The organism is Kosakonia quasisacchari, assembly GCF_004331415.1.
Taxonomy (GTDB): Bacteria; Pseudomonadota; Gammaproteobacteria; order Enterobacterales; family Enterobacteriaceae; genus Kosakonia; species Kosakonia quasisacchari.
This window is the reverse complement of the sequence record NZ_SJOP01000002.1, coordinates 193,093-205,795: the sequence shown is the minus strand read 5'-3', so window position 1 is coordinate 205,795 and position 12,703 is coordinate 193,093. Positions and strand designations below refer to the sequence as shown.

11 protein-coding genes and 1 pseudogene are annotated in these 12,703 nt (G+C 54.6%); 5 read left to right on the top strand and 7 right to left on the bottom strand.

Features of this window, described 5'->3' with window-relative positions; genetic code table 11:
- Positions 1-67: 67 nt before the first annotated feature.
- From E0L21_RS03120 to E0L21_RS03110, 3 genes are all read right to left on the bottom strand, one after another.
- The gene (locus E0L21_RS03120) at positions 68-1,048 is read right to left on the bottom strand and encodes a LacI family DNA-binding transcriptional regulator (RefSeq protein WP_131406683.1); all 981 of its coding nucleotides are present in this window, start codon (positions 1,046-1,048) and stop codon (positions 68-70) included.
- A gap of 118 nt (positions 1,049-1,166) precedes the next feature.
- Complete coding sequence (gene pheP / locus E0L21_RS03115; protein WP_131406681.1) at positions 1,167-2,564, bottom strand: phenylalanine transporter; 1,398 nt, start codon at positions 2,562-2,564, stop codon at positions 1,167-1,169.
- A 92-nt stretch (positions 2,565-2,656) separates the two neighbouring features.
- Positions 2,657-3,427: a DeoR/GlpR family DNA-binding transcription regulator gene (locus E0L21_RS03110; protein ID WP_131406679.1), complete on the bottom strand. Its 771-nt coding sequence runs from the start codon at positions 3,425-3,427 to the stop codon at positions 2,657-2,659.
- A 97-nt stretch (positions 3,428-3,524) separates the two neighbouring features.
- Between E0L21_RS03110 and E0L21_RS03105 the strand changes: the two genes are divergently transcribed.
- The gene (locus tag E0L21_RS03105) at positions 3,525-3,911 is read left to right on the top strand and encodes a VOC family protein (protein WP_131406677.1); all 387 of its coding nucleotides are present in this window, start codon (positions 3,525-3,527) and stop codon (positions 3,909-3,911) included.
- 38 nt (positions 3,912-3,949) lie between these two features.
- Here the strand turns inward: E0L21_RS03105 and E0L21_RS03100 are convergent, their stop codons facing one another.
- Positions 3,950-5,890 carry a methyl-accepting chemotaxis protein gene (locus E0L21_RS03100; protein ID WP_131406675.1) on the bottom strand — a complete coding sequence of 647 codons (1,941 nt, stop codon included), beginning with the start codon at positions 5,888-5,890 and terminating at the stop codon, positions 3,950-3,952.
- A 305-nt stretch (positions 5,891-6,195) separates the two neighbouring features.
- Positions 6,196-6,456, bottom strand: a complete 261-nt coding sequence (locus E0L21_RS03095) for a DUF2534 family protein (protein WP_131406673.1) — start codon at positions 6,454-6,456, stop codon at positions 6,196-6,198.
- A gap of 371 nt (positions 6,457-6,827) precedes the next feature.
- On the opposite strand from E0L21_RS03095, the gene E0L21_RS03085 reads away from it, so the two are divergent.
- The 3 genes and pseudogenes from E0L21_RS03085 (at position 6,828) to E0L21_RS03075 (ending at position 8,902) form a co-directional block, all read left to right on the top strand.
- Positions 6,828-8,237 carry a glutamine synthetase family protein gene (locus E0L21_RS03085; RefSeq protein ID WP_131406671.1) on the top strand — a complete coding sequence of 470 codons (1,410 nt, stop codon included), beginning with the start codon at positions 6,828-6,830 and terminating at the stop codon, positions 8,235-8,237.
- A gap of 76 nt (positions 8,238-8,313) precedes the next feature.
- Positions 8,314-8,553: a type II toxin-antitoxin system RelB/DinJ family antitoxin gene (locus tag E0L21_RS03080; RefSeq protein WP_017458693.1), complete on the top strand. Its 240-nt coding sequence runs from the start codon at positions 8,314-8,316 to the stop codon at positions 8,551-8,553.
- A 61-nt stretch (positions 8,554-8,614) separates the two neighbouring features.
- Positions 8,615-8,902: pseudogene (locus E0L21_RS03075) on the top strand (type II toxin-antitoxin system RelE family toxin).
- A 32-nt stretch (positions 8,903-8,934) separates the two neighbouring features.
- On the opposite strand, the gene E0L21_RS03070 reads toward E0L21_RS03075, so the two are convergent.
- A complete protein-coding gene (locus tag E0L21_RS03070; protein ID WP_131406669.1) occupies positions 8,935-9,450 on the bottom strand; it encodes a GNAT family N-acetyltransferase in 516 nt (171 codons plus the stop codon).
- 96 nt (positions 9,451-9,546) lie between these two features.
- Here E0L21_RS03070 and E0L21_RS03065 point away from each other — a divergent pair, with 96 nt between their 5' ends.
- Positions 9,547-10,443: a LysR family transcriptional regulator gene (locus E0L21_RS03065; protein WP_131406667.1), complete on the top strand. Its 897-nt coding sequence runs from the start codon at positions 9,547-9,549 to the stop codon at positions 10,441-10,443.
- Between the two features lie 8 nt (positions 10,444-10,451).
- Here E0L21_RS03065 and E0L21_RS03060 read toward each other — a convergent pair whose 3' ends face one another.
- Positions 10,452-12,665, bottom strand: coding sequence for a TonB-dependent receptor (locus E0L21_RS03060; RefSeq protein WP_131406665.1), 2,214 nt, complete (start codon positions 12,663-12,665; stop codon positions 10,452-10,454).
- Between the last annotated feature and the right edge of the window lie 38 nt (positions 12,666-12,703).

The window sequence follows — 12,703 nt, the reverse complement described above, 5'->3', positions numbered from 1 at the left end:
CTCCCAGGGCAATAAAAAAGCCAGCGGGGCGGCTGGCGAAATCTTTACAGACATCATGCCTGAAATGTCAGGCGCTGGCGCGGGAAATATAACGCCAGTCCATGATTACACTTTCTGGTGGGCTATCCGGGTTATCAATGCGGTTCAGCAGTAGCCGTACTGCTTCACGCCCCATCGCCTGTGAAGGTTGCTCAATGGTGCTGAGCGGCGGCGTAACCATCTCTGCCAACTCCGTACCATCGAAACCGACCACCGCGATATCCTGCGGCATTTTCAACCCGGCTTCATGGATCGCCAGCAGCGCCCCGGCGGCCAGCGTATCGGAAACGGCAAACACCGCGTCCGGGCGTTCCGGCGCATTAAGCAGGTGCTGCATGGCGGTTTTCCCGGCGCTGAAACTCAAATCACAAGCGTATTCCACTTTTCCATAACTCAGACATTGTGCCTGTAAACCGCTCTGGTAGCCGCATTCACGCAGCCGGGCATATTTATAGCTCAGGTCGTGGTTAATCATGGCAATGCGCTGGCAACCGCGCTCGACCAGCCGATCAATTACGCAGCGGGCGGCGTCGGCATCGTTAATGCCCACGCAGGAGACTTCACCGTTATCGGCGTACTCGGCGCACTGCACCCAAGGCGCGGCACCGATCATGGTGGCCAGCTCCGGCAATTTCGCACACGCATCCATGGTGATGATGCCGTCAACAATCTTGCCCGACAGCAATTTGAGCGCTGAGCGCGAGCGCGCCATATCCGCACCGGAGTTACACAGCAGGATACGGTAACCGTTTTTTTCCGCCTCTTCTTCAATGCCCTTCACTACTTCGGCGCAAAACGGGTTACTGATGTTAGAGACCAACACCAGAATCATTGAACTGCGCGCGGTGCGCAACTGGCGGGCTAATAAGTTGGGTTGGTACTGGCATTCCTTGATGGCCTGCAATACCCGTTCGCGATTTTTCGGTTTCACCGATTCGCTGTTATTCAGCACGCGTGAGACTGTTGCAACGGAAACGCCCGCCATCCTGGCAATTTTTTGAATCGACATAACAACAACATACCCTGCGGTTAGTGCCTAAGGTTCGAGGCTATCACGGTTAAGTCATCGACAACATCGTAAGCCCGGCGAACCGCAGCTCGCCGGATTGGGTGGGAAACGAAGCGAATTACGCGCGCTTCGGCGTGCGGCGCAGCACTTTAAACGCTACGAACAGGAACAGGATCCACACTGGCAGCAGCACCGCCGACAGGCGCATATCGTCCATGGTGCACATCAAAACGAGGATCATCAGCATGAAGCCAATGCACAGATAATTGCCCGCCGGGAAAAGCAGCGCTTTAAACTGCGGATCGCGCCCTTTGCGGCGCATCGCCGCGCGGAATTTCAGGTGCGCCAGCGAAATCATGATCCAGTTAAGCAGCAGCGTCGCCACCACCAGCGCCATCAGCATCGCGAAGGCTTTTTGCGGCAGCAGGTAGTTGACCAACACCACCAGCGACGTGATTGCACCCGAGAGGAACAGGGAATTTACCGGCACGCCGCGGCGGCTGACTCGCGTCAAAAAGGCCGGTGCATTGCCCTGTACCGACAAACCAAACAGCATACGGCTATTGGAATAAACGCCGCTGTTATAGACCGACAGTGAAGCCACCAGAATCACGAAGTTCAGCACCGATGCCACCAGGTTGCTATCCAGTTCGTGGAAAATCATCACAAACGGGCTGCTGTTGGCTTTGACGTCAATCCACGGATAGAGCGCCAGCAGCACGACCAGTGAGCCGATATAAAACAGTAAAATACGGTACACCACCTGGTTAACCGCTTTCGGAATGGTGGTGTGCGGCTCGCTGGCTTCTGCGGCAGTAATGCCGATCAGCTCCAGGCCGCCAAAAGAGAACATAATCACTGCCAGCGCGAGGATCAGTCCGTGCCAGCCGGTGGCGAAAAAGCCGTTATAGCGCCAGAGGTTATCGAAGCTGGCGCGCTCACCGCCGTGACCGGTAAACAGCATCCACAAGCCAAAACCAATCATGCCGATAATTGCCAGTACTTTGATCAGCGCAAACCAGAACTCGGTTTCGCCGTACAGGCGCACATTAACGAGGTTGACGGCATTGATGATGACAAAGAAAACGGCGGCCCAAATCCAGGTCGGCACGTCCGGGAACCAGTACTGCATGTAAATACCGGCGGCGGTGAGTTCCGCCATCCCCACCAGCACAAACATCGCCCAGTAGTTCCAGCCAGAGAGGAAACCGGCGAACGGGCCCCAGTATTTATAGGCGAAATGGGAAAATGAACCGGACACCGGCTCTTCAACCACCATTTCGCCAAGCTGGCGCATGATCAGAAAAGCGATAACCCCGGCAATGCCGTAGCCCAACAAAACGGCTGGCCCGGCCATCTGAATAGCGGGACCAATGCCCAGAAAAAGCCCGGTGCCGATCGCGCCGCCCAGCGCAATCAGCTGAATATGGCGGTTTTTTAAACCTCGTTGTAGTGTCGGCCCGGCTTCCGACACGGCGTCGGTGCTGCTTCCCGCTGCCTGTGACGCGTTTTTCACGTCCTTCCCCTTTGTGGTTTTATTTAAAGGGGCACCTTTTAACATCTCCGCTGTGGGCTGGCAAGAAATGAACCCTGAGCGTCCGGTGATGTTTAAACCGTCAGGATCTCAATATTCTCTGCGCTAAAGGCCTGGTAAAACGCTTTACTGAGATCGGTTTCGACCACCAGCACATCAATCTGCTGGCTGGCGGCAACAATGTAGCGGGCCACGCCTGGGATCTTATTCGCCGTTAATGCCACCACCACCTGGTTACTCTGAGCAATTACCGCCTTTTTAAATTCGCAGTCGGCATAATCAAACCCGGTCAAACCCATCTCCGGCGACATTGCGCAGCCGCCGATAAACGCCTGATCAAAAATGATCCCGTTAAGCTGACTAATGGCCGGGCCGCCCACGCAACCGCCGGTGCTGTTCTGCACCAGCCCGCCCAGCATGATCACTTCGCAGCGTGGATGTTTACACGCGACAGCGGCGATTTCCGGTGAGTTGGTCACTAGCGTCAGGTTCAGCTCGGGTGGCAACGCTTTCGCCAGTTCGAGATTGGTGGTGCCGCTATCAATAAACACGCAGGTACCGTGCTTGAGCAGTGGCACGCAGCGCTGCGCGATAATGCTTTTTCTTGCTCTGTCCTGCTCTTTCCTTTCCGTAAAGCTCCCGGTGGCCGCCAGCTGCAACACTGCGCCGCCATACACTTTTTTGCAGATGCCCTCTTTACTTAGCTCCTGCAAATCCCGGCGAATGGTGTGCTCTGAAACCTGCAATTCAACGGCTAACTCTGCACACACTACACGTCCCTGCGCCTGAAGACGCTGGCGGATCAGAGCTTGTCGTTGATCCGGGAAAGCTGCATAATCGAGCATAAATCCTCTTTTTAAAATTTAAATCGAGCAATAATGAGCATGATCATGCAAATGAATCAGGCTGTCAATTCACATCCCTTACTCCCTGGAGGTCACCTTGAACATTGCCCATGTCGCACTCTGGACACGCCATCTCGACGCACAGCGCGAATTCTGGCGCGACTTTTTTTCCGCCACCAGCAACGAGAAATATGTCAGTCAGAACCGCGCCGGTTTTGCATCCTATTTTATGTCGCTGCACAACGGGCCAACCATTGAACTCATGACCGTACCGGAACTGGCCGATGCGCCGGGTGCTGCGGAATTTGTTGGCTGGGCGCATATCGCTATTCATGTCGGGAATGTCGAGGCGGTTGATGAGATGGCAGAAAAAGCCCGCCAGCAGAGCCGGTTAGCCAGCGCCGCGCGATGGACGGGAGATGGTTTTTATGAAGCCGTGATTCTGGATCCGGATAATAACCGTATCGAATTGGTTGCCGGATAAGGAAGACAGGGAGCCTGATGCCAGGCTCCCTGTTTAGGTTACGCTTCGATGCGGAACTGATGCACCGTCTGCGCCAGCTGCTGCGCCTGATCTTCGAGTGAGGTTGCCGCCGCGGCCATTTCTTGCACCAGCGAGGCGTTTTGTTGCGTCACACCGTCCATTTCATTGACGGCAATCGTCACCTGGCTGATGCCTTTGGCTTGCTCATCCGACGCGCTGACAATCTCATTGATGATGGCCTGCACGGAATTCACCGCCTGTGTCATCTCCTGCATGGTGTGACCAGCATCGTTCACCTGTTGCACCCCGGCTTCGACGCGTTTGCTGGACTCCTCAATCAACGCGCCGATATCTTTCACCGCGTCGGCGCTGCGCTGCGCCAGGTTACGCACTTCAGACGCCACCACGGCAAAACCACGCCCTTGTTCACCGGCGCGCGCCGCCTCTACCGCTGCGTTCAACGCCAGGATATTGGTCTGGAAAGCAATGCTGTTAATGATCGCCGTAATATCGCCGATTTTCTTCGCACTTTCGTCAATTTTCGCCATCGTTTCTACCACCTGGCCGACCAGCGTTTCACCCCGGCTGGCAATCTGCGTGGCATTGGCGGTCAGCGCTGTCGCCTGGTGGGCGTTGGCGGCGTTATGTTTCACCGTGGCGCTAAACTGCTCCATACTGGCGGCGGTCTGTTCCAGCGCCGCGGCCTGCTGTTCGGTACGCGAAGAGAGATTAATGTTGCCGCTGACAATCTCCCCTGCCCCCTGGCGCACCGAGTCACTGGCTTCTTTTATCTGCCCGACAATCTGCCGTAACTGCGCCTGCATGGTATGCAAGGCATAGAACAGGCTGCTGCGGTCATTATCTTTCACCGGGATAGTGTTATCGAGTTTACCGTCTGCGACTGCCAGCGCGATATTCGCCCCTTCCAGCGGCTCGCCACCAATCGGTTTCAACACTTTGCGGCTGAAGATCAGACCAAGCAGCGTACACACCAACAGAATGCTGATAACGCCCATAATAATGGCGTACAGCAGTTGACGGTTGGCCGCCGCCATCACCGAACTCACTGGCGCAACGACGCCGAGATACCACTTATCGGTGCTGTTGCCGATAGAGACAGGTTGCCAGGTAATCAGCGCTTTTTCGCCGAGGATCGGATCATCTTGTTCCACCACACTACTGGTGAAACCCTCCGTTTTACCCGGATAAGGTTTGCTGGTCAGGCTTTTATCCGGATAAGAGATAACCTTTCCGGCGGTAGAGAGCAGCACCGCATAGCCGCCGCCTTCCCACGGTTTAATCTGATTCACTTTTTGCTGCAGTGAAGCCAGCGAGATATCCGATGTCACGACGGCATGCAGTTTGCCACCGCTGACAATCGGTGCCGCCACTGACGTCAGCAAAGTAGGCACGCCGTTATAGGCGTAGCTATAGGGCTCAATTAACGTGTCTTTCTGGCTTTTTTGCGGCAGCAGATAATAGTCGCCCTGGCCTGGCGTCAGGATCGACGCCAGCGGATGGAGTTTAAAATTACCGGATTGATCGTGATCGACAAAAAAGGCGTAGCGGCCTTTAGGCGCCTGATCGGGTTTGTCGGCGAACTCCGCATCGCGGCCGTCATAAGCGTTTTCTTCAAAAATAACGGAGATAGAGAGATAGTCAGGATTATCGCGCAGGGCGGAGATAAGCAGTTTATCCGCCACCTGGCGGTCGGTGATCCCAGCTTCAGGTAACGCAATCAAGCTGTGACCGAGGTTATGCGCCACATCGCGGGCATAATTCAGTTGCTGCTGGATATTCAGCGCCTGGCTTTCCGCAATTTTTTGCAGATATTGTTCGGCACGGTGTTTTTGTTCACTGCTGGACTGCCAGCTTAGTACCCCAATAGTGACTACAAAACCGAGGGTGATGGTGATGGCCCCCGTCAGCAACATTTGCGCGCGGGTGCTCATTTTTTTGGTCACAAATTCTTTGGCCATTACGGCTCTCCTGGAGTCAGCCTTTTACGTCGTCATCTTCCTTTCAGCACGGGCTCCCTGTGAGATCTCTATCGGCGATTATTTTTTGATCTTTAATTGTTAGTAAAAGTGTTATTGCGGGGTAAAAACGCTTTTTAAAGCGAGAAATAGCAGCCTGCACGGGCCGATGAATGTAGTGGCAGTTAAGTTATCGGTCACTGCGGCTTACCACAGAGCTTTACGCTGAGGACGTTGCAGGTAACGATTTCGATCAGGCTTAAGAGATCAAGGCAGACAGCCCCGGCAGCACGCCAGGGCGGGAGGGATTAGCCGCGGTCGTCTTTCGGGCCGAGGAAATAAAAACCAAAAGGCAAAGAACCAATAATGGTGAACATCAGGCTGTAGATGGCAACCCATGCGCCCTGCATGATAAACATCGTTACCGTCCAGTTTTCCATCGGCAAATTGTACTGATCTTCAACGCCCTCGAAGGTCACTTTCGAAATGACGCTCACGGCAACCAGGAATACAATCACCACCGCAATGATAAATTTTTTCCCCTCGCGGGTACGCAATTTTTCCAGCATATAAACCTCCTGTCATGTGGCTTTTCTGTGCCGCGAGTGTAACCGATCTGCTGCCTGGTTGTTGTGAAAAATCAGGAAAAAGGCCATTTACGTGAAACCATGAGCACAACGAATACCGCTGGTTCTGCTTTGCTGAAGCCCACAAATTGCTCACGTTTCCAGGCCAGCGCAAATCGCTCGACTGGGTAAAAATGCATTTCGCGGACAACGTGCCCTCACCGCTGCTAAAAATGCCGTCTGCGCATTGAACGCGCCATTTTTATATTATTTTTATCGCCGCGTATTTCCTTTTTACGCGGCGTTTATATCAAAATAAAAAGCGCTCTTTTATGCTGAGTTCACCGCCAAAAGGCCTGACAGAAAGAAAAAACATGAACTCGCCGATGACTATTTCGCTGCTGAAAAATATCCGTACTTTTTTTACCGCCACAACATTTCCAACACCGTTAAATTCGCGCTCTGCGCAAATGGTGGATCAGGAAATCAGCCAGCTTCAGCAGAGATTCCCTTACGAAATCAAAGAGTATCTGAACAAATACCCGCAAACGAAACATGTCGACATTTATCTTAACGATACGCATGGCACATTCCGGGGAAAAAGAGTGGCCGTCGAGAACGTATTTTCTCTCAGCACGGGCTGTTATTTCCCGCAATCTGTTTACGCCATGAACCGCGAAGGGAAAATAATCACCTCTTCACCGGACAGGCTTATTAACGAAGAGCCCGATAATTTATGTTTACCCGTTTCCGGCACGCTACGCCCGAGCGCGCACGATCCACGCCATAACGCGCAATTATTATTAACCATGCTCGACAGCGATAATATGCCCTGGCCGCTGGAGCCGAGAGTCATATTGCAAAATGTGCTGCGTCAGTTTCATCAACATGGCCTCTACCCGGTGGTGGCGGCGGAAATGGAGTTCTACCTTGTTGGCCCCGCTGCGCAGCAACACCGCCCGCAGGGCTGTTTCCATCTGGCCGTGCCGTCCACCTACTCTGATTTTATTGAGGAGCTGGAAAGCATGGCGGCAGCGCAGCGTCTTCCCTTATCCGGGATCGTGAGTGAAGCCGAGGCCGGGCAGTTTGAGCTGAATATGTGCCATTCACACAACGTGGTGGAGATTTGCGAGCAGGTGCTGGCACTGCGCAAACTCACCAGCACCGTGGCTGAGAAGTTTGGCTATCAAGCCAATTTTTTGGCAAAGCCATTCTCGGAACTGGCCGGTAATGGTCTGCATTTTCACGTCAGCCTTAATGGTGTAAATGATGAAAATGTGTTTGCCAGCCCGGTGGAGGTACCCAATGAGATGCTGCGACTCTCTCTTGCCGGCATGCTGGAACTGATGCCCGCGTCGCTGGCAATCATGGCGCCGGGCGTGAATGGGTTTAGACGGTTGCGTAAGAATCTGGACGAACCGCTTTTTCACTCCTGGGGTTACAACAAACGCAACGCCGCACTGCGCATTCCCTGCTCTGATGCCCACAACCGGCGGATCGAGTATCGTCTCGCCGGTGCAGACGCCAACCCCTATCTGGTGATGGCGACGTTACTGACTGGCATGTTATACGGCCTGGAACGTATTGATGATGACGCGCTGGCAAACTTCACCCACGCCTCGCCCGCTCTGCCGTTGTTCCAGCAGCCCGCGCTGGAGGAATTCCGCCAATGCGCTTACCTGGCAGACCATTTAGGCACCGCGTTTTGCGAACAGTGGTATCACGGCAAGATGGCGGAACTGAACGCGTTTGAGCGCATTGTGACGGCAGAAGAATTGTCCTGATCTGCCTGACAGCAGTTGCATCAGTGTCTTAACCTTGCCATCATGTCATCACAAACGTAATGACAGAGGTAATTGCATGGGCAATTTAAATGTTCGTATTGATGACGATTTAAAAGCGCGTTCCTTTGCCGCTCTGGAAAAGCTTGGCGTAACACCTTCCGAGCTCTTACGACAGACGCTCGAATATGTCGCCGAGAACGGCAAGCTACCCTTTCACCGCACACTGCTTAATGATGAAGATCGGCAACTGATCGAAATCGTGCGTGAGCGTTTGCGTGATCCGAAACCGGTTCGTGTGACACTTGACGATTTGTGATGAAACGCTGATACATGAAGGCGGCCAGGGAAAGGCTGCTTTTGGCAAACAAGGAGGTTGTATGGTTTATCAACTGGATTTCGATGAACGCGCGTTGAAAGAGTGGCGAAAGCTGGGCAGCTCTGTTCGCGAGCAGTTTAAGAAGAAAATGGCTCAGGTGCTTAAAGCGCCGAGGATTGAAGCAAACAGACTCAGCCACTTACCTGATTGATACAAAATCAAACGGCGTGCTTCAGGTTATCGTCTTGTCTACCAGGTGAACGATGGCCGGGTTGTGGTATTCGTTGTCTCTGTCGGAAAACGAGAACGCAACACTGTATATGCTATTGCTGCAAATCGCCTGAAATAGCCCACTTTGCGTAGGCTACTCCATTACCCAGGCTAGGGGAGCGTTACATCACCTTCCCCCAACGGGCGCTGCATCAGTACCGTATCCAGCCAGCGCCCGTGTTTCATGCCGACGCTTTTCAGCGTGCCGATCATCACAAAACCGGCACGGCTGTGCAGGCGTAATGAACCTACATTTTCGCTGTTGCCGACGTTGGCGATGAGCTGGCGGTAGCCATTTTGCTCTGCCCAGGCCACCGCGTGGGCGAGTAGTGCTTTGCCTGCGCCTTGCTGGCGGAAGCTGTCATCAACGTAGATGGAATCTTCCAGCGTGTACTGATACGCCCGCCGCTCGCGGTAGCGCGATAAATAACAGTATCCCCGGACCTGCCCTTCATGCACAGCGACATACCACGGCAAGCCATTGCGGCGGGTTTTCGCCAGCCGTGTGCGCATTTCATCCACGTCTGGCGCTTCGGTTTCGAACGTGGCGTTACCCTGCATCACGTGATAAGCATAAATCTGCACAATCGCGCTAAGATGGTGTTCTTGCGCGTCAATAATTTCCATAAACTGTTCCCCGTTTGCTGATATCTATAGGCTACCGGTAACACCGCCAGAGCGGCACTGGGCTGCGCTTATCACCGTTATAAGGAAAACTTTGCCATGCCACGCTTCAGCTTTGACCAGTTAGCGACGTTTAAGCTGGTGCTCGCCCGGGGAAGTTTTACCGTCGCCGCAGAAGTGTTAGGCATTTCGCAACCCGCAGTCAGCCTGCAAATCCGCCAGCTTGAACAGGCATTGCACGTTCGACTGATTGAACGTTCCGGGCGCGGTCTACGCGCTACCGCCGCGGGGGAAACCTTTCTGGCGCATTGCGCAGAGATCGAAAATGCCGTCAGCGCCGCGGTGCAGTCAGTGGCGCAGCATCAGCACGCTGTCAGCGGCAGCGTAACGATTGGCACCGGGGCGACGACCTGCATTCACCTGTTGCCGCCGCTGTTGCAAAGGTTGCACCTCGATTTCCCGCGACTGTCAGTCGGGGTGCGCACTGGCAACACCAGCGATATTGTGCGCGCGGTAGAAGAAAACCGTATCGATATCGGCCTTGTAACGCTGCCCGCCAACGGGCGTAATCTGGCGATTTCACCGTTATTTACCGAAGAATTCGTGGCGATCGCAGCTCTGGGCGCTGACGATGTTTCATTACCGACACCTGCGTCGCTTGCGCCCCTGCCGCTGATTGTTTTCGAATCCGGCAGCAGCACTCGCCTGCTCATTGAACAGTGGTTTAGCGCAGGCGGCGTCGCCCTCGCGCCGGTAATGGAGCTGGGCAGTATTGAAGCGATAAAACGCATGGTGCGCGCCGGGTTGGGTTACAGCATCGTGCCCGGCGTGGCGGTTCAGGCTGAAGAAGACCGCCAGGGTTTGCGCGTACAATCGGTGCAACCGCCGCTCCAGCGCCAGTTAGCGCTGGTGATGCGTCAGGACAAAGTGGTGAGCCGGGGAATGCGGGAAGTGTTGAATAGCCTGCAACAGGCGGGCATCATGCCCGCCGGATAAAACAACGATCAGAAGTCGTAGCTCATTGAGACTTTCACGGTGCGCGGGTCGCCCTGGTAAATATAGGTGCCGTTGTCTTCAACGCTGGCCCAGTATTTCTCATTGGTGACGTTATCCACGCCCACGCGCCAGACCATCTCGTTTTTCTCCGCATTCAGCTGCATACGGTAGCGTAAGCCGAGATCCAGCGTGGTGTAACTGTCGAGTTTGCGGGTATTGGTGGTGTTTACATATTGCGAGCCGGTATAGTTCACACGTGCCGTGGCGGTCAGGCCATCGACCGGTTTGATGTCATACTCGGCACCCATCACCCCGTAGAATTTCGCCACACCAATTGGTCGGTTGCCCTGATTGATGCCATCTTTGGTTTTCGTCAGCTCCGCATCCAGCCAGGTCGCGCTGCCGTTCAGGCGCAGGCCGAGCACCGGCTCACCAAACAGATTCAACTCCACGCCACGGTTACGCTGCTCACCGTCCAGCCCGTAAACATTAGTCGTGCTGTTAAGAATGCCGGTCGGCTTTTTGATTTCAAACAGCGCCAGCGTACCGCCAATGCGACCAAAGTCCGTTTTCACGCCGATTTCGTTCTGTTTAGAATGCGCAATGCCCACGCTTTGATAGCGGTTTTCCGCCGTCTTCGGTGCCACGCCGCCCGGTTGTAGCGCTTCGGTATGGTTGGCGTAGAAAGAGACGACATCCCACGGCTTATAGACCACGCCGTACGTCGGCATCCAGCGATCCTGGGTATAACGCGCCGTGGTGGTTTCCGCACCGGTGGCATTGCTGTAGTTGCGCACCCACAATTTCTGGTGACGCGCGCCCACGGTAAACAGCAGCCGATCCTCGAATACGCCGAGCGTGTCGCTCAGGGTATAACCCTGCGAGCGGTAGCGCGCGGTTGTCAGCGGGTCACTGTAGTTGCCGCTATGGGTTAAATTGTCCGGCAGCGGGATCGCCGAGGGATCATAAATGTTCACCACCGGCAGATTTTTTTGATCGGACTGGGTCCAGGCAACGCGGTCACGCTTGATGTTCGCCGAATAACCGACGTTCACTTTATGGGAAATAAAACCGGTATCGAAGTTACCGCGCAGTCCGGCCATGCCGCTCCAGGAGTCGGAAATACGCACTGTATCCATGCGGCTAAAGGTGGCGTCACCGTTTTGATTGAACAGTTTAGGCGCGCCGTACGTGCCGTCTTCATGGGCATGTTGGCCACCGAACGCACCATAAGCTGTCCAGTCATCGGTCAGATCGTATTCGGCGCGCGCCAGGCCAAATTCGTTCTCGATATCGCTGTGCGCCCAGCGCTGGCTGTAGTTTTTACGGGTATCCGGCAGCGCTGGAATAAAGTCGACGGCGCTGATATTGACGCCCATTTCGCCGCCGTGAACTGTTTTGTTCTGGTAACCGAGATCCAGCGACGTGCGCAAGCGCTCGCCACGATAATCCAGACCAATCGATGCCGCCGTCGTGCGGCGATGGTCATCTTTGACTGCGGCATCACCTTCGCGGTGCAGCAGATTCATACGCACGCCGAACTGATTGTTATCGCCGTACCGACGCCCCACATCCAGCGAACCGCCGACTTGTGAGCGGGTGGTGTAATCGACACCCACGCGGGTGAGCGGCGTGTCGTCGGCGTGTTTCGGTTCGAGGTTAATCATCCCGCCAACACCCGAACCCGCAGAACCGTTCATCAGCGCGTTCGAACCTTTAAAAATCTCCACGCGCTCCAGCATCTGGGTATCGACAATCTGTCGCGGCACAATGCCCGCCAGACCGCCCATCAACATATCATCGCCATCAAGCTGAAAGCCGCGAATACGGTACGTTTCGGCGAAGTTGCCGTAACCCTGTCCGACCTGCACGCCCGCATCGTTACTGACCACATCGGCGATGGTTTTCGCCTGTTGATCCTGTACCAGCTTCGAGGTGTAACCGATGACGTTAAACGGCACATCCATCGCTTTTTGCTCGCCGAGCACGCCAAGGCGGCCGCCGTGCGCCACTTGTCCGTCAAGAAACGCGGGAACCAGTTCGCTGCCACCGGGCTTGAAATCACTGTGCGTTGTGGACTGCACGACAATGGTGTCTTCGTGAGTTGATTTTATGCTGGCGTCAGCCGTTGCTGCCTGTGTGGTATGCGCAGCCGCGCCAATGGCCAGCGCAAGCAACGTTTTGCGCAAAGGTATCGAATGTTTTCTGCGATTATTCATCATTATTAACTATTGAAATAAAAAGGAAATGGCCCGTTTCC